Source organism: Natronohydrobacter thiooxidans (assembly GCF_001884735.1).
Classification (GTDB): domain Bacteria; phylum Pseudomonadota; class Alphaproteobacteria; order Rhodobacterales; family Rhodobacteraceae; genus Roseinatronobacter; species Roseinatronobacter thiooxidans_A.
On sequence record NZ_MJAP01000014.1, the window covers coordinates 58263 to 74893 of the forward strand.

At 63.3% G+C, this 16631-nt stretch carries 15 protein-coding genes and 1 tRNA gene; 11 read left to right on the plus strand and 5 right to left on the minus strand.

Annotation, left to right across the window (positions count from 1 at the left end):
- Nucleotides 1-3: 3 nt before the first annotated feature.
- Nucleotides 4-618, minus strand: coding sequence for a LysE family translocator (locus BG457_RS10715; RefSeq protein WP_071797153.1), 615 nt, complete (start codon nt 616-618; stop codon nt 4-6).
- Nucleotides 618-1442 carry an enoyl-ACP reductase FabI gene (gene fabI / locus BG457_RS10720; protein ID WP_071797154.1) on the minus strand — a complete coding sequence of 275 codons (825 nt, stop codon included), beginning with the start codon at nt 1440-1442 and terminating at the stop codon, nt 618-620. Before fabI ends, BG457_RS10715 begins: the two co-directional genes overlap by 1 nt.
- 257 nt (nt 1443-1699) lie before the next feature.
- Here fabI and pdxH point away from each other — a divergent pair, with 257 nt between their 5' ends.
- From pdxH to BG457_RS10750, 6 genes are all read left to right on the plus strand, one after another.
- Nucleotides 1700-2305: a pyridoxamine 5'-phosphate oxidase gene (pdxH, locus tag BG457_RS10725; protein WP_071797155.1), complete on the plus strand. Its 606-nt coding sequence runs from the start codon at nt 1700-1702 to the stop codon at nt 2303-2305.
- A gap of 102 nt (nt 2306-2407) precedes the next feature.
- Nucleotides 2408-2968, plus strand: a complete 561-nt coding sequence (locus tag BG457_RS10730) for a cold-shock protein (RefSeq protein ID WP_071797156.1) — start codon at nt 2408-2410, stop codon at nt 2966-2968.
- Nucleotides 2965-3441, plus strand: coding sequence for a DUF192 domain-containing protein (locus BG457_RS10735; protein ID WP_071797157.1), 477 nt, complete (start codon nt 2965-2967; stop codon nt 3439-3441). Before BG457_RS10730 ends, BG457_RS10735 begins: the two co-directional genes overlap by 4 nt.
- A gap of 70 nt (nt 3442-3511) precedes the next feature.
- Nucleotides 3512-3588 (plus strand) — tRNA-Pro (locus BG457_RS10740).
- 198 nt (nt 3589-3786) lie between these two features.
- Complete coding sequence (locus BG457_RS10745) at nt 3787-5622, plus strand: SLC13 family permease (RefSeq protein ID WP_071797158.1); 1836 nt, start codon at nt 3787-3789, stop codon at nt 5620-5622.
- Nucleotides 5623-5676: 54 nt separating this feature from the next.
- Nucleotides 5677-6639, plus strand: coding sequence for a zinc-binding metallopeptidase family protein (locus BG457_RS10750; protein ID WP_071797159.1), 963 nt, complete (start codon nt 5677-5679; stop codon nt 6637-6639).
- Nucleotides 6640-6645: 6 nt separating this feature from the next.
- Here the strand turns inward: BG457_RS10750 and BG457_RS10755 are convergent, their stop codons facing one another.
- On the minus strand, nt 6646-7350 hold the full coding sequence (locus BG457_RS10755) for a GntR family transcriptional regulator (protein ID WP_071797160.1): 705 nt from the start codon (nt 7348-7350) through the stop codon (nt 6646-6648).
- The gene (locus BG457_RS10760; protein WP_245770980.1) at nt 7347-8726 is read right to left on the minus strand and encodes a formimidoylglutamate deiminase; all 1380 of its coding nucleotides are present in this window, start codon (nt 8724-8726) and stop codon (nt 7347-7349) included. Before BG457_RS10760 ends, BG457_RS10755 begins: the two co-directional genes overlap by 4 nt.
- Before the next feature lie 63 nt (nt 8727-8789).
- On the opposite strand from BG457_RS10760, the gene hutG reads away from it, so the two are divergent.
- Genes hutG through BG457_RS10780 form a run of 4 tightly spaced genes read left to right on the plus strand, consistent with a single transcriptional unit; the run spans nt 8790 to nt 13305 of the window.
- Nucleotides 8790-9602, plus strand: a complete 813-nt coding sequence (gene hutG / locus BG457_RS10765; RefSeq protein WP_071797161.1) for an N-formylglutamate deformylase — start codon at nt 8790-8792, stop codon at nt 9600-9602.
- 30 nt (nt 9603-9632) lie between these two features.
- On the plus strand, nt 9633-10604 hold the full coding sequence (locus tag BG457_RS10770) for a TAXI family TRAP transporter solute-binding subunit (protein ID WP_071797162.1): 972 nt from the start codon (nt 9633-9635) through the stop codon (nt 10602-10604).
- On the plus strand, nt 10601-11071 hold the full coding sequence (locus BG457_RS10775; protein ID WP_071797163.1) for a DUF1850 domain-containing protein: 471 nt from the start codon (nt 10601-10603) through the stop codon (nt 11069-11071). Before BG457_RS10770 ends, BG457_RS10775 begins: the two co-directional genes overlap by 4 nt.
- Nucleotides 11068-13305 (plus strand): TRAP transporter permease, encoded by a 2238-nt coding sequence (locus BG457_RS10780; protein WP_245770981.1) that lies wholly within the window; start codon nt 11068-11070, stop codon nt 13303-13305. Before BG457_RS10775 ends, BG457_RS10780 begins: the two co-directional genes overlap by 4 nt.
- Nucleotides 13306-13310: 5 nt before the next feature.
- Here BG457_RS10780 and BG457_RS10785 read toward each other — a convergent pair whose 3' ends face one another.
- Nucleotides 13311-14324: a phosphotransferase gene (locus tag BG457_RS10785; protein ID WP_071797164.1), complete on the minus strand. Its 1014-nt coding sequence runs from the start codon at nt 14322-14324 to the stop codon at nt 13311-13313.
- Nucleotides 14325-14531: 207 nt separating this feature from the next.
- On the opposite strand from BG457_RS10785, the gene BG457_RS10790 reads away from it, so the two are divergent.
- Nucleotides 14532-16505, plus strand: a complete 1974-nt coding sequence (locus BG457_RS10790) for a protein meaA (protein WP_071797183.1) — start codon at nt 14532-14534, stop codon at nt 16503-16505.
- The last annotated feature ends 126 nt before the right edge of the window (nt 16506-16631 follow it).

Genomic DNA, 16631 nt, shown 5'->3' on the forward strand with positions numbered 1-16631 from the left:
CTTTCAGGTGGCCACGATCTTGACGCCCAGAGCCGCGAGGCCCGCGCCGAAGACCCGGTCGATGATGGTTTTGAGGGAAATATAGCCCGCGCGGGTGCGCTCCAGTGAGAAAATCCGCGCAACAGCGGTGTTCCAGAGGGTCTCGTTCAGAAACACTACGAGAATCAGTGCCAACAGCACCCAAAGCGGGGTCGATGCCGGCACAGTGCCCAGAAAGATCGCCGCGAACATCACGGCGGGTTTGGGATTGGCCAGTTGCGTGAACAACCCCAGCCGGAAGGCGGACGCGGCAGAGCGAGGCAGGGCGGGGGTCGCGCTCAGATCAAGAGGGTCACGGGCCGAATGCCACAGCACCCAGCCCAGCCAGCACAGATAGCCCGCACCTGCAATCTTGAACGCCCACAAGAGCGCCGGGGCCATGGCAAAAAGCACCCCCAGCCCGAAAAGCGCCGCACTGGCCCAGACCACCGCGCCCAGCCCGATGCCTGCGGCCAGCCATGCGCCGGTGCGGAACCCCTCGGTCAGACCGGTACGCGCGGCCATCAGCACGGCAGGTCCGGGGCTGATCGCGGCCATCAGCGACAATCCTGCGAAAGCAAGGAATGCCGCCAGCGTCATCAATGGGCGTCCTTCTTGCCTGTCACGACATCGATATCTGGCGCATCCACCGCCTTCATGCCGACGACATGATAACCTGCATCGACATGGAGATTCTCGCCCGTCGTGCCCGAGCCAAGATCAGAGAGCAGATAGAGCGCAGCCTTGCCGACCTCTTCCTGCGTGACATTGCGGCGCAGGGGCGAGTTCAACTCGTTCCATTTCATGATATAGCGGAAATCACCGATGCCAGAGGCCGCCAGCGTCTTGATCGGGCCTGCGCTGATCGCATTGCAGCGGATGCCATCCTTGCCCAGATCCTCGGCGATGTATTTCACCGAAGCCTCCAGCGCGGCCTTGGCCACCCCCATCACATTGTAATGCGGCATGACCTGTTCAGCGCCGTAATAGGTCATGGTCAGCAGGCTGCCACCGTCGGGCATGAGTTTCGCCGCGCGCGCGCAGACGGCGGTGAAGGAATAGACCGAGATATCCATCGTCATCGCGAAATTGTCGCGCGAGGTGTCCACATAGCGGCCGCGAAGCTCATTCTTGTCAGAGAAGCCAATCGCGTGGACCACGAAATCGATCTTGCCCCAGAGCGTCTCCAGACCGTCAAAAAGCGCATCGACCGAGGCCATGTCAGCGACGTCACACTCGAAAAGATGCGGCGTGCCAAGCTGTTCGGCCAGAGGCAGGACACGCTTCTTCAGCGCCTCGCCCTGGTAGGAAAAGGCCAGTTCCGCGCCGTGATCTGCCAGAGCCTTGGCAATTCCCCAGGCGATCGATTTGTCATTCGCAAGCCCCATGATCAGCCCGCGCTTGCCGCTCATCAATCCTGTCATCGTGTCTCTGCCCATTGTGGAAAATTGTCGTAGTCTTCTAGGATATCGGTCGCGGTGCTGCAAGCTGGCTCACGCCTGCCGATACGTCACTCTACCCGCGATCAGCGGATAAATTCGAAAGATTCGGCTTTGGAGGCTTGCGCGGCTGTTCAGAGTCGTTAACACATACAGCTTTGAGATTAGATGAATGTATAGGGGAGGCGGTGCCAGAATTTGTGGTGTGACTGCCTCTTTCCCGTATGTGACCGGAGGAACGCGTGACCGACAGACATGGCATTTTCGCTGGGCTGGATCCGTTCGACATCGCCAGGCGATGGCTGGCGGAAGCCGAACTGACCGAACCGAATGACCCCAATGCCATGGCCCTGTCGACTGTCGATTCTCGCGGCCTGCCGAATGTGCGGATGGTGCTGCTCAAGGAAATCGGTGCTGACCAGTTCGTGTTTTACACCAATTACGAGAGTGCCAAGGCGCAGGAAATTCTTGAAACGGGAAAAGCGGCTTTCGTGCTGCACTGGAAGACCCTGCGGCGCCAGATCCGGGTGCGCGGAGACGTTTCGAAGGTTGACGGCCCCGAAGCGGATGCCTATTACGCCTCGCGGTCGCTCAAGAGCCGTCTTGGCGCATGGGCATCGCGGCAGTCGCAACCTCTGGGGTCGCGGGCAGAGTTGATGGCCGAGGTTGCGCGACAGACTGCGCGCCACGGCACCAATCCGCCGCGCCCTCCGTTCTGGGGTGGGTTTGCGATCCGGCCGGTAGAGATCGAGTTCTGGGCCGATGGGGCTTTTCGGTTGCATGATCGCTTTTGTTGGCGCAAGTCGGTGAGTGACAGAAGCTGGGATATTGTCAGGTTGTCACCCTGACGCCCGAAAAATTTGCTTCTTGTGGTTGATGTGCTCGTTGCGTACCCCAAAATACCGTGAAGCGCCAAAGGCGTTTCACCAAAAATGAGCGAGACACTATTCATGGTTTCGGATGAAAACCCTTCTGAGGTGGTTGAGGGCGTTGTAAAGTGGTTCGACCCGGCCAAGGGTTTCGGATTTGTCGTCGTCGCGGGGCAGGAATCGGACGTCCTGCTTCATGCCAATGCATTGCGCAATTTCGGGCTGAGCTCCGTCTGCGACGGGGCGAAGATCCGTCTGGTCATGCAACGTACGGCGCGCGGGCTGCAGACCCTGGAGGTGCTGGAAGTTCAGCCACCCGAAACCGAGACGGAGAACGGATCCCTTGCCGATCCGCGCCTGAGCGCAGAGGTTGATCGCTCGATCCCTCTCGAACCTGCGCGCGTGAAATGGTTCGACAAGGTCAAGGGATTCGGCTTTGCCAATGTCTTCGGCAAGCCCTCGGATGTCTTTATCCATATGGAAACGCTGCGGCGGTCGGGGCTGGCCGAATTGCAGGCGGGCGAGGCCATCGCCGTGCGGGTCATCGACGGCGAGCGCGGGCGCATGGCCGTGTCGATCGAACCCTGGGAGGCAAGCCTGACCGAACCGGCGCGGGCGGAACGCGACTCTGAGGAAACATGATCCGGCTCTCCCGCCTTGCTCTGGCGCTTGTCGCCACGCTCTGGGCCGGGCTTGCGCAGGCAGCCTGCAGCGAAGGTGCGGTCGATCTGCGTGGCCCTTGGGGGCAGGCGCGCTTCAGTGTCGAGATCGCGGATACCGATGAAACCCGCGCGCGCGGGCTGATGCATCGTGAGCGTCTGGCGCGCTCGGCGGGGATGCTCTTCATCTATGACCGTCCGGTCGCCGCGTCGTTCTGGATGCGCAACACACTGATTTCGCTGGACATGATCTTCGTGGATCCGACCGGGCGTGTCAGCCATATCCATCACGAGGCCATCCCGCTGGACGAAACCCCGATTCCGGGCGGCGAGAATGTGCTGATGGTGCTGGAAATCAATGGCGGGCTGGCGCGCGCCATGGGGATAACCGAAGGCAGCGAAATGCGCCATCCGCGGCTGGATCAGGACGGCGCGGTCTGGCCCTGCGACAGCTAGGCCGATTTCGGGGCCTGCGGTGCAATTCGCTCTTTTCACCCGCGGGCTTCATCGCTAAAGAGCGCTCAGTCGGGGCGTGGCGCAGCCTGGTAGCGCGACGGTTTTGGGTACCGTAGGTCGTAGGTTCGAATCCTGCCGCCCCGACCATTTTCAGAAAATCACTGACCCGAAGGTGCCGACGCAGGGTGTTGTTGCGGCATCAGGATCCCTGCCATCCTGCGGCGCGGTATTTTGCCCGCACTGAAACCGGATCCGTGCCGAACGAGTTGTACATTTGCGTGCAGGCTTGCATTCCGCAAAGAAACGGGCAGGCATGTCATAGGAATTCTGGCAGGATGGGCCGATATGACCGTACCGCACCTTCTCATCCTTGCCATCCTGACCGGGACCATGAGCCTGTTCCTCTGGGGCCGCCTGCGCCATGACATCGTGGCGCTGATGGCGCTGATGACCTGCGTCATGGCCGGGCTTGTTCCGGTGACCGAGGCTTTCACCGGGTTCGGCCATCCCGCAGTGATCACTGTGGCCTGTGTGCTGGTGCTCAGCCGGGGATTGCAGAATACCGGCGCCGTGGACTGGCTTGCGCGTACCGTCCTGCCGCGTGAAGCGGGGCATATCACCAGCATGGCGGCGCTGATGGGGCTGGGGGCGATCCTGTCGGGCTTCATGAACAATGTGGGTGCGATGGCACTTCTGATGCCGGTCGCCGTGCAATGGTCGGCGCGGCTGGATCTGACGCCGGGGCAGGTGCTGATGCCGCTGGCCTTTGGCACGATCCTTGGCGGGATGACCACGCTGATCGGCACACCGCCCAATCTGATCGTCTCGGGGTTTCGCGCCGAGGCGGGGCCGGGCCCTTTCGCCATGTTCGATTTCGCACCGGTGGGCGTGGCTGTGGCGCTGGCCGGTGTGGTTTTCGTGGTGCTGGTCGGCTGGCGTCTGGTGCCCGCGCGCAAGGCCTCTGCCGTCGAAGGATTCGAGACCGGCACTTATCTCACCGAAGTGCGCGTGCCCGAGAAAAGCAAGGCCGTGGGCCTGACCCTGCGCGCCTTCGAGAACGAGATAGAAGACAGCGAATCGCAGGTCGTGGGCCTTGTGCGCAACGAGGTGCGGCTGACCGCACCCCATGGCGGGCGGCGTATCCGGGTCGATGACATTCTGGTGCTGGATGCCGATGTCACGGGCCTGGCCAAGGCGCTGGCCGTGTTCGGGATCAAGCTGGAAGAGCAGGGGCCCTCGTCAGAAGAGGACAGCGAGACGGAACAACCCGTCGCAGAGAGTAAACCGGATGCAGGGTCGGATGAGGATGACGGAAAACGCGACGCCGATATCGTGCTGCGCGAACTGGCGGTGCTGCCGGGCGCGCAGATCGTCGGGCGTTCAGCCAGCGATCTGCGGCTGCGCACGCGCTATGGTCTGAATCTGCTTGCGGTGTCACGCCATGGCCATCCGCCACGCGCGCGGCTGCGCACGCTGAAAGTGAAAGCAGGCGATTTGCTGCTGATGCAGGGCCCGGCCGAGGTGATGGCCGATTTCATCAATGACATGGGCTGCGTGCCGCTGGGCGCGCGCGAACTTCGCATCCCTGACAAACGTATGGCACTCATCGCGGGCGCGATTATGCTGGGGTCGGTGGGGATCGTGACAGCCGGGCTGTTGCCGGCGCCAGCGGCCTTCATGCTGGGGGTGATCGCTTCGATGCTGTTGCGCACAGTGCCGCCGCGTCAGGTCTATACGGCGATTGACTGGCCGGTGATCGTGCTCCTGGCCGCACTCATTCCGGTGGCCGGTGCGATGCAGCAAACCGGCGCGGCGGATCTGCTGGCGCGGTTTCTGGTCGGGACCATCGCGCAGGGCAATGCCATCGCCGCGCTGGCTGTGGTGCTGGTCACGACCATGTTCTTGTCAGATGCGATGAACAATGCCGCCACGGCGGCGGTGCTCTGTCCCATCGCGCTTGGCATTGCGGCAACCCTGGGCGTCAATCCCGACAGTTTCCTGATGGCGGTGGCCATCGGGGCCTCCTGCGCCTTTCTCACGCCGATCGGGCATCAGAACAACACGCTGATCCTTGGCCCCGGCGGATTTCGCTTCGGGGATTACTGGCGACTGGGCGTGCCGCTGGAACTGCTGGTGGTCGCGGTCAGCCTGCCGCTTCTGCTGATCGTCTGGCCGCTTTAGGCCGCGCCCATAATACACCCGCTGCTGTCCGGGCTTCTGTCAGAGAGGTAAGCAATGAAGATCTTTCACTGTCCGGGCTGCCGCGCTGATCTTTACTTCGACAATCTGGCCTGCAGTTGTGGGCTGGAGGTCGGCTATGACCCGGCGGCGCAGTCCTTCACCGGTTCACAGCATTTCTGTGCCAATCGCGACAGCATCGGCTGCAACTGGATCGCGGCCCCGGACCAGCCGCTTTGCGAAAGCTGCGGGATGACCAGCATGCACCCGGATCTGTCGGTGCCGGGCAATGAGATGCATTGGGCGCGCGCAGAGGCCGCCAAGCGCCATGTGCTGGCCGGGCTGATGCGCTGGGGCTGGTTCACGGCGGGCGACAGCGGCCCGCGCCCCGAGTTTCACATGCTGGCCGAGGCCACCTCCCAGGGGGCGGTCGATGTGACCATGGGCCATGCCGCTGGGCTTGTGACGATCAACCTGGCCGAAGCCGATGCGCTGGAGCGCGTGCGCCGCCGCGAGATGCTGGGCGAACCCTACCGTACCCTCATCGGCCATTTCCGCCATGAAATCGCGCATTTCCTGTTCGAGCGCCTGTCCGGTCGCGGCAGCTTCCTTGCGGATTTCCGCGCGCTTTTCGGGGATGAGCGGCAGGATTACCGCGCCGCGCTTGCGCGGCATTATGCGGATGGGCCGCCCCCGGACTGGCAAAGCGCCCATGTCACCGCCTATGCCGCCGCCCATCCGCATGAGGACTGGGCCGAAAGCGCGGCCCATGCCATGCATCTGACCGATCTGACGGACAGTTTCTGCGCGGCTGGCCTTGGACTGGGGGATGTCATCGCGCAGGGATATGATGCCTTTCGCGACACCGATCCCGCGCGGCTTCTCGACAGGGCCATCGCCATCGGGGTTGCCATGAACCATGTCAACCGCGCGGTCGGCCAGCCCGATATCTATCCTTTTGTCAACACAGCCGTGGCGCGCGAGAAGCTGGGATTCGCGCTCGGATGGCTTTCCGCGTGACCTGTGTCAGATCCCGGTCTTCAGCCGCTGCCCCGCCGCATGATAGAGCCGCAGCAGCCCGATAGGTTTGGATTGCCGCCAGCTTACCCGCGTCACCAGCAGGCTGGGGCTCTGCGCGGGCTGGTCGAAATGGTGCGCCAGTCCGGCGGGCAGGGCGATGGCCTCGATCTCGATCTTCGCGCGGGTCAGTGGCGCGTTGTGCAACAGCCATTCATCCACCGGCTGGCTGCGCAGGTGATCCGGGTCAAGCCCGCGCACCATGGCGGGCACCAGCCAGCGATCCTCGATCTGATGGGCTGCGCCATCCGCCAGATAAAGCGCCAGAACATGCAGCAGTTCCCCTCCGGGGGGCAGACCCAGCTTTGCGGCAATCTCCTCAGGCGCGCGCTCCGGGCCTGCCTGCAGCAAGCGGTATCCCGGCTCGGAGCCAGCCGCGCGGATTGCCTCGCGCAGGATCGGCACTTCCAGCGGGGCCTTGCGTGTCGGATTGGCCGCGACAATCGTTCCGCCCTTGCGCCTGCGCTCCAGAAATCCGGCGGTCGCCAGATCGCGCAGGGCCCGGCCCACGGTCGAGCGCGTGCAGTCATAATGCGCCGCAAGCTCGATCTCACGCGGGATCTTGTCGCCGGGTTTCCACTGGCCGGACTGGATCTGCTCCAGCACATCGCGCCGGATCGCCTTCCAGTCAAAGGGGAGGGTGTCCTTGCTCAAACAAGCTCCTTCAATCGCTCCACGACGCGCCGATACTCCGCCACGATCCTGTCACGCCGGATATGCCGACCCTGCGTCACCAGATGGCGCCCCGCAGACCAGACCTCGGCAATGGCACGGTGATCGGCTGCAAAGATCAGAGTGTCAAGAGCCGCATCCCCCTCGCGCACGGCCAGATCGGGCTGGCTGTCATCCAGCGCCACCAGATCCGCCCAATAGCCCGCAGCGATCCGCCCGGTCTGACGCCCGGCGGCCCTGGCCCCGCCGTCGCAGGCCCCTTGCCACAGCACCCGCCCGGTGGACCGCCCGGCAACGGCCAGAATCGCCCGGCCCCGGTCGCGCAGGCGCTGCGAATATTCCAGCGCCCGCAATTCCTCGATCACGGAAATGCGGATATTCGAATCGCTGCCGATCCCGAAGCTGCCCCGTGCCGAGAGATAGCGTGGCGCGTCAAAAATCCCGTCGCCAAGGCTGGCTTCGGTGATCGGGCACAGCCCCGCGACCGCCCCTGATCCCGCAAGCTGGATCGTCTCATTGGGCGTCATCTGGGTGCAATGGATGAAGCACCATTTTTCGGACAGGGGCAGATTGTCCAGCACCCATTCCACCGGACGCGCGCGCAATGCGGCCTCGACCTCTGCGACCTCGGCTTCCTGCTCGGCCAGATGCATATGGATGACCCGGCCTTCTGCCAGTTCAAGGCAGAGGTTCAGATCCGCAGGCGCGACGGCGCGCAAGGAATGGGGCGCGATTCCCAGCGCGGCATCCTGCCCAAGCTGCGCGACAGCGGCGGCAGAACCAGCAACAAGGGCGGCATAGCCCTCGGGGTCATTGCCGAAACGCTGCTGGCCGGGGGCGAGCCGACGGCGGTCGCAGCCGCCATAGCGATAGAGCACCGGCAGGAGCGTCAGACCGATCCCGCTGTCCTGCGCGGCGGCGCAGATGCGCCCGGCCATCTCGGCACGATTGTCATAGGGCAGGCCGCCGGGCTGGTGATGCAGATAATGAAACTCGACCATCGCCCCATAGCCCGCCTCAAGCGATTCCATCTGCACCAGAGCGGCGATGGCCTGACAATCCTCGGGGCTGAGATGGTCCAGAAAGCGAAACATCAGCTGTCGCCAGGTCCAGAACGTGTCGCGCGGATCGGGGCCGCGCGCCTCGGTAAGCCCTGCCATAGCGCGCTGAAACGCGTGGCTGTGCAGGTTTACGGGGGCGGGCAGCAGGGTGCCGATGCGGGTTCCGACCGGTGGCTGATCCGTTGTGACCTCTGCGATCCGGCCCAGATCGTCCAGATCGACGCGGACATGCTTTGCCCAACCATCAGGCAGCAGGGCGGCACGCGCCCAGAGAGTATTTGCAGGATTCATCTTCATATTGACACGCATATTATGTTTAAGCATAAAATTGCACAAAGACCGATCTCATGGAATAGCAAAATGCACGACGCCGCCATTACCGGAATTGACCTGCCCGCCGTTTCCGTCGCCCAAGGCGACTCGGCGCTGGTTCTGGGTGTGCCGCATGGCGGCACCTTCCTGCCTGATCCGGTTCTGGCCGCGCTCAATGAAACCGGGCGCGGGCTTTCTGATACCGACTGGCATATGGCGCGGCTTATTTCCGGTCTTGTTCCCGGCGCGACTGTGGTCGCGGCGAAGTTCCACCGCTACCTGATCGACGCCAATCGCGACCCGTCAGGCGCAAGCCTCTATCCGGGGCAGAACACGACCGGGCTGGTGCCGCTGACCGATTTTGACGGGGTGAATATCTGGGACCGTCCGCCCGACGCGCCCGAGATCGAGGCCCGCCGCGCCCAGTGGCACGCGCCCTATCACGCCGCGCTGGAGGCCGAACTGGACCGTGTGCAGGCGCTGCATGGCCATGTCGTGCTCTTTGACTGCCATTCGATCCGCTCGCAGATCCCCTTCCTGTTTGACGGCCGCCTGCCGGATTTCAACATCGGCACCAATCGCGGCACGACCTGCGCCGCGGAACTCGAAGCGATCACGCTGCGCCATTGCGCGCAGGCAGAAGGCTACACACATGTCCTGAATGGCCGTTTCCTCGGGGGCTGGACGACACGCCATTACGGGCGGCCCGAACACGGGCGGCACGCGATCCAGCTCGAACTGGCGCAATCGACCTATATGCACGAATCCCCGCCCTGGAACTGGGACGAGGAGCGCGCGGCAAGGCTGCGCGCCGTGCTCGCGCCCTTGCTGGCCGAACTGGCCGCATGGAAGCCGGACTGAACAGTAGAAACCACCAACACGGAGAGAGAAATGAAACACCTGACCAAATCCTTCTGCGCGCTGACACTTTCGGCCATGGCCCTTGCGGCCCCGGCCATGGCGCAGGAACGCGTCTTTGTCGGCATCGCCACGGGTGGCACCGGCGGCACCTATTACCCACTGGGCGGCATGCTCGCGCAGCTCATCTCGAACAATGCCGAGCTTGAAGGCCGCCGCATTTCTGCGACTGCTGAAACCGGCAATGCCTCGGTCGCCAATGCTGGCCTGCTGGCACAGGCGGAAATCGAAACCGCCTTCATCGCCGCCGATATTCTGGACGCAGCTTACCGTGGCGTAAACCAGTTCGAAGGCAATGCCGCCGAGAATATCCGCGCGCTCGGCTCGCTCTATCCCGAAACCGTGCAGCTTGTGGCGCGTGCGGGTGCCAACATCGGCAGCTTTGCCGATATGGCGGGCAAATCGGTTTCTTCCGGTTCGCCCGGGTCGGGCCAGTGGCAGCTTCTGGGCGATTTGCTGGAAGCGCATGGCATGACGCGCGAGGATGTGTCCGAGGATTACTCCTCCTTCGCGCAATCCGCCGACAAGCTGCGCGACGGCAATCTGGATGCCTCGCTGATCACGGCAGGGATCCCCACCGCATCGATCACTGAACTCGCCAATGGCCATGACATTACCATCGTGCCCCTGACCGGTGCAGAAATCGAAGCCCTGCAAGAGGTGCAGCCCTATTACGCTTCGGTCACACTGCCCGCCGGAACCTATCGCGGGGTGGATGCGGATGTAGAGACGCTGGCCGTGCGCGCGATCTGGGCCACGCATGCCGATCTGGACGAGGATCTGGCCTATGCCATGGTCAAGGCGCTTTATGAAAACACCGAGACACTTGCGCAGGTGCATGTCATGGGCGCGCAGATCTCGCTGGAAACAGCGCTGGAATCCGTCTCGGTCCCGCTGCATCCGGGCGCCGAGCGTTTCTACCGCGAAATGGGTCTGATCGAGTGATCGGGACGGGCTGGCGCGGCTTTGCCGCGCTGTGCCTGATAGGACTGGCCACGGGCGGCCCCGCTGCCGCCCGTGCCTGCGAGGCCACGTTGATCGAACTGGTCAGCATACGCGACGGGACAATTCTGGCGCAGATCGACGGCCCCGAATTCGCACTTGCCTGGCGTCATTCCGTGACCCTGACCGAAGTGCGCGCAGACTATCGCCTGATGCCGGGGCGCGGGATCGTGCAGACCGCCGAGCGCTTTGCCGCCCATGGTCCGGGCATGGCGCATGAGGGGGCGGGCTGGCGCAGCGAGAACGGGCTGATGCTGGTCGAACTTGACCGCGACATCGACCGCCTGATCCTGCGCGCGGCGCCTGAACATGAAAACCGGCTTCTCGCCGCTGCCGATGTGATCGACCTGACCCAATGGCCCGCAATACCGCTCGAAATCCGGGCGGTGGATTGCAAGGAAACCGAATGATGACCACGCCCCAGCCCCAGAGCCCCCTCTCTGACGCCGAAATGGACGCCATTGTCCGCAAATATGACAATGAGACCAATTTCCGGCGCCTGACCGGGGTGACAGGCTGGATTGTCACCCTGGCCTGTGTCGTTCTCAGCGTGTTCCACATCTACACCTCGGGCTTCGGGCTCTTGAACGAAGTCATGCACCGCTCGGTGCATATGAGCTTCATCATGCCGCTGGTATTCCTGCTCTTTCCGCGCGTGAAGGTCGAAAAGCCCTTGCGCGCCTGGGGCTTCGGGCTGGCTTTCGCGGCATTCTATCTGTTTCTGGGCATCCAGCTGGCCGATGCGCTGGCAGGCCGCATCCCGGAGGCCGCGCGCTACGGGTTGATTGCGCTCAGTGCCGCGCTGGCGCTGACCGCGCTGCCCGCCACCAAGCTGGGCGGCTATGGCGACCGGCCCTCGATCATCGACTGGCCGCTGGCGATTGCGGGCTGCGCCTCCTCGCTCTATCTGATCGTGTTTTTCGACACGATCTTTATCCGCAATGTCGGTTTCCCGCAGCCTTTCGACTATGTGATGGGCCTGATTGCCATCATCATGGTACTGGAAGCCGCGCGCCGCACCATGGGCGAGGTGCTGCCGGTCATCGGCACGCTGGCGCTGCTCTATGCCATTTTCGGCCCCTATCTGCCCGGCGATCTGGCCCATCGCGGCTACAATATCATCCGGCTGGTCAACCATCTCTATCTTGGCACCGAAGGGATCTACGGGATCGCCATCGGCGTTGTCGCGACCTTCGTCTTTCACTTCGTGCTCTTCGGGGTGCTGGCGCAGAAATCCGGGCTGGGGCAGTTGTTCATTGATCTGGCCAGCATCGTCGCGGGCCGCTATTCCGGCGGTCCGGCCAAGGTGGCGGTGGTCTCATCCGGCTTTTTCGGCATGATCTCGGGCTCGCCTGTGGCCAATACCGTGACCACCGGCGCCTTCACCATCCCGATGATGAAATCCAAGGGATTCTCGGGGCGCTTTGCCGCCGCGACCGAGGCTTCGGCCAGTTGCGGCGGGCAGGTCACGCCGCCGATCATGGGGGCGGCGGCTTTCGTGATGACCGAAATGCTGGGCGTGCCCTATAACGAGCTGATCCTGATCGCGATCATCCCGGCGGCGTTCCATTACCTCTCGACGCTGTTCATGGTGCATCTGGAAGCCAAACGCCTTGGCCTGTCGGGCATCGCGCCCGACAAGCTGCCGCAATTCATGGATGTGCTGGCACGCTCGTGGCACCTGTTCATCCCGCTGGTGGTGATGGTCACGCTTCTCCTGATGAAATTCACCCCCTTCCTTGCGGCCTTCTGGGGGATCATCCTGACGATTGGCTGCTCCTATATCCCGCTGGTGCTGCAAATGCTGGGGCTGGGACAGCGCATGGATGCCTCCAGCGCGCTCACGCCGCGAAAACTGGTCAGCGCGCTGGAAAGCGGCGCGCAGCAATCCATTGCCATCACCGCCGCCTGCGCCTGTGTGGGCTTCATCCTTGGCGTGACCACGCTGACCGGCATGGGGTTCAAATTCTCTGGCGCGGTGATTGACGGCGCGGCATGGATGGGGGCTGCGGTGTCGGCGCTCGACCCGCTGGGCTTTCTCAGCCAGAACGGCACCACGCTTTTCTTTGCGCTGATCTTTGTGGCAATTGCCTGCATCATCATGGGCGCGGGCATTCCCACCACGCCCACCTATATCATCCTTGCCGCCATCGCGGCGCCTGCGCTTCAGCAACTGGGCGTGCCGCTTCTGGCCACGCATTTCTTCGTCTTCTATTACGGGGTGCTGGCCGATATCACGCCGCCCGTGGCGCTTGCCGCCTATGCGGGCGCAGGTATCGCGCGCTCGGATCCGATGCAGACCGGCATGACCGCCTTCCGCCTGTCGATGGGCAAGGCATTGGTGCCGATGATGTTCATCTATGCGCCCGCGCTTCTCTTCATTGACTTCACGGTCTGGGATTTCTCGCTGGCGCTCTCATCGGGCGTGCTGTCGATCATCGCGCTGTCAGTGGCCTATATCGGCTTTTTCCAGACCCATGTCGCGCGCTGGGAGAAATGGGTGCTGACCATCGCCGGGCTGGTGCTGGTCGCGCATGACCTGCTGGCGATTGCGCTGAGTGCGTCCGTGGTTTTCGCGATCTTGATCGGGAACGCCCGAAAAGCCGCGCGCGAAAGCGCGCTGGCCCCGCCAAGCCCCGGATAGACCCCTCAGCCCAGCCCGGCCTGCACCGCGCGGAACATGGCGCGCAGAGTGGTCAGCGCCGCGTCATCCTGTTTCGTCAGCCGTTTCTTGGCCGCATAGACCAGATAGAAGAACATGATCCGCGCAACCTCTGCGCGCTCCTGTTCCAGATCGCGGCCAAGCCGGTTGGTGATGAAGCTCTGCAGGCCGGACAGGCGCTGGAAGTCCCGGATGGCCGCTATCGTGCGCCCGAGATCATGTGCGGCAGGTGCGAAGCAGGCGCAGTCCCAGTCATAGATCATCCCGTTCTGCCCGATATTGAACCGGTGCAGATCGGCATGGTTGAGGACATGCACTGTGTCCATGCAGGCGGATTCGGTCTGCGCAAGTTCGGCCTCGCTGATCCCCGCCCTGACCAGATTGGGCGAGAGGTTCCGTCGCCGCAACGCATAGAGTTCCGGCAGTCCCAGCATCACCTCTTCCACATGCGCAAAGGCCGAGGCCGGATGCGCGATGCTGAAGGCGTTCATCCGGCGCATGGTCTCGAACAGACCCTCGGCAGAGACCGGTGCAAAGGCTTCGAAATCGAACATGACCACAGTGAAGCGCCGCCCCGGCACGATCTCGATGATCCGCGGCATGTCGTAAGGCAGCTTGCCCCAGAGATTGCGGCTGACCCATTGCAGGCGCTTGAGATCCGCTGCGTTGCGCCGATAGATTTTCTCGAAGGCCAGTACCGGCCCGGACAGCGACCGGTAGCGCAGCTTGCGATAGATATTGACATTGCCCGCGACGCGCCCGGTATCGTCCAGAAATTCCGGCGCAAGGCAGTTGTGCCGGAAATGCCGCTGCAGGCGCGGCTCGATCGTGGCAAAAAACTCTGTGTAGAAATCCATGTCGCGGTTGGTGAAGGCATGCCGCGCCAAAAGATTGATCTGCGCGATGCTCAACTCCTTACCCGCGCCGAGCAGCGACCGCGCTTGGGCAAGCGGGTCTGGGTCAGCATCGTCAGGCGCCGGGGTCGCGGCAGGGACTGTCATGGAAGAGCAACTTTTTCAGCGACGGAGCGATGCGCACCCTAACAGGATTGGTGCAATGCCTGTCAAGTCAGCGCTCTGGCGTGGCAGGCCGCCGCACTACGCCGCGTTGCAGCGATTTCGTCTTGACATTATCTTGCGCATAAATCATCCGATTGGGTAAGAAAATTACGCGGCACCCATCTGGTGCCGGAAGATCAGGAGCGCATGATGACCGAAGCACGGAACCAGAAAGACAAGCCCTGGCTGTTTCGCACCTATGCAGGCCATTCGACGGCGAAAGCCTCGAATGCGCTCTATCGCACCAACCTGTCCAAAGGGCAGACCGGGCTGTCCGTCGCTTTCGACCTGCCGACCCAGACCGGCTATGACAGCGATCATGAACTGGCACGCGGCGAGGTCGGCAAGGTCGGCGTGCCCATCTGTCACCTGGGCGACATGCGGATGCTGTTCGACCAGATCCCGCTGGAGCAGATGAACACTTCGATGACGATCAACGCGACCGCGCCCTGGCTCTTGTCGCTCTATATCGCCGCCGCCGAAGAGCAGGGGGCCGATATCTCGAAACTGAACGGCACTGTGCAGAATGATCTGATCAAGGAATATCTCTCGCGCGGCACCTATATCTGCCCGCCGGAACCCAGCTTGCGCATGATCACCGATGTCGCGGCCTATACGCGTGCGCATCTGCCGAAATGGAACCCGATGAATGTCTGTTCCTACCATCTGCAGGAAGCAGGGGCGACGCCGCAGCAGGAACTGGCTTTCGCGCTGGCGACGGCCTGCGCGGTGCTGGATGATCTGAAAACCAAGGTTCCGACCGAGCATTTCCCGCAAATGGTGGGGCGGATTTCATTTTTCGTGAATGCGGGCATCCGCTTCGTGACCGAAATGTGCAAGATGCGCGCCTTCGTCGATCTCTGGGACGAGATTTGCCGCGACCGCTACGGCATTGACGATCCGAAATACCGCCGCTTCCGCTATGGGGTGCAGGTCAACAGCCTTGGCCTGACCGAACCGCAGCCCGAGAATAACGTCTATCGCATCCTGATCGAGGCTTTGGCGGTCACGCTCTCGAAGAAAGCCCGCTGCCGCGCGCTGCAACTGCCCGCCTGGAACGAGGCGCTGGGTCTGCCGCGCCCCTGGGATCAGCAATGGTCGCTGCGCCTGCAACAGGTTCTGGCCTATGAGACGGACCTCTTGGAATTCGATGACCTGTTCGACAACAACCCGGCCGTGGATCGCAAGGTGGCCGAGTTGATGGCGGGCGCGCGCGAGGAACTGGCGCGGATCGATGATATGGGCGGCGCGGTGAAGGCCATCGACTACATGAAATCGCGGCTGGTCGAGGCCAATGCCGAACGGATTTCGGGCATCGAGTCGGGTGATACCGTCGTGGTGGGGGTCAACAGGTTCACCACCACTGAACCCTCGCCGCTGACGACCGGCGAGGACGCGATCATGGTCTGCGACCCCGAAGCCGAGGCGGATCAGATCGCGCGGCTGGCCGCATGGCGGGCCTCGCGTGATGAGGCAGCGGTGAAGCAGGCACTGGCCGATCTGCGCGAGGCGGCGCGCTCTGGCGTGAATGTCATGCCCGCCTCGATCGCCGCCGCGAAAGCGGGCGCCACGACCGGCGAATGGGGCGAGACGGTGCGCGCCGCTTTCGGCCAGTATCGCGGGCCGACCGGGGTGAGCCGTGCGCCCTCGAACCGGACCGAGGGGCTGGATCCGGTGCGCGAGGCGGTGGATATGGTCAGCACGAAACTGGGCCGACGGCTGAAATTCGTCGTGGGCAAGCCGGGGCTGGACGGGCATTCCAACGGCGCCGAGCAGATCGCGGCACGCGCCCGCGATTGCGGGATGGATATTCACTATGAGGGCATCCGCCTGACCCCGGCCGAGATTGTCGCCGCCGCCCGCGATCAGGAGGCGCATGTGGTGGGGCTGTCGATCCTCTCGGGCTCGCATATCCCGCTGATGGAAGAACTGATGCGGCTGATGCGCGCGGAAGGGCTTGGCCATGTGCCGGTGATCGTGGGCGGCATTATCCCCGAGGAAGATGCGGCGCGGCTGCGCGCCATGGGAATCGCGCAGGTCTATACGCCCAAGGATTTCCAGCTCAACCAGATCATGATGGATATCGTGGGTCTCGTGGATCAGACCCCGCTCGCTGCCGAGTGAGCGGGCGGCGTCCTTGGGGGGATTGACCCCCCTGCGGACGCCATTGCCATGGCTGTGACGCAGCGGTCGGTCCTGTCGCCGCACAGGTCCGGGCAGCGGGCCAGAGCGATCTGGGCGCGCCTTTTT

What these genes read in the sequence shown, in the direction of transcription:
- fabI (WP_071797154.1), bottom strand. Translation starts at nt 1,442, where the DNA reads ATGACAGGATTGATGAGCGGCAAGCGCGGGCTGATCATGGGGCTTGCG.
- BG457_RS10790 (WP_071797183.1), top strand. Translation starts at nt 14,532, where the DNA reads ATGACCGAAGCACGGAACCAGAAAGACAAGCCCTGGCTGTTTCGCACC.
- BG457_RS10785 (WP_071797164.1), bottom strand. Translation starts at nt 14,324, where the DNA reads ATGACAGTCCCTGCCGCGACCCCGGCGCCTGACGATGCTGACCCAGAC.
- BG457_RS10770 (WP_071797162.1), top strand. Translation starts at nt 9,633, where the DNA reads ATGAAACACCTGACCAAATCCTTCTGCGCGCTGACACTTTCGGCCATG.
- BG457_RS10735 (WP_071797157.1), top strand. Translation starts at nt 2,965, where the DNA reads ATGATCCGGCTCTCCCGCCTTGCTCTGGCGCTTGTCGCCACGCTCTGG.
- BG457_RS10745 (WP_071797158.1), top strand. Translation starts at nt 3,787, where the DNA reads ATGACCGTACCGCACCTTCTCATCCTTGCCATCCTGACCGGGACCATG.
- hutG (WP_071797161.1), top strand. Translation starts at nt 8,790, where the DNA reads ATGCACGACGCCGCCATTACCGGAATTGACCTGCCCGCCGTTTCCGTC.
- BG457_RS10780 (WP_245770981.1), top strand. Translation starts at nt 11,068, where the DNA reads ATGATGACCACGCCCCAGCCCCAGAGCCCCCTCTCTGACGCCGAAATG.
- BG457_RS10750 (WP_071797159.1), top strand. Translation starts at nt 5,677, where the DNA reads ATGAAGATCTTTCACTGTCCGGGCTGCCGCGCTGATCTTTACTTCGAC.
- BG457_RS10760 (WP_245770980.1), bottom strand. Translation starts at nt 8,726, where the DNA reads ATGAAGATGAATCCTGCAAATACTCTCTGGGCGCGTGCCGCCCTGCTG.
- BG457_RS10730 (WP_071797156.1), top strand. Translation starts at nt 2,408, where the DNA reads ATGGTTTCGGATGAAAACCCTTCTGAGGTGGTTGAGGGCGTTGTAAAG.
- BG457_RS10715 (WP_071797153.1), bottom strand. Translation starts at nt 618, where the DNA reads ATGACGCTGGCGGCATTCCTTGCTTTCGCAGGATTGTCGCTGATGGCC.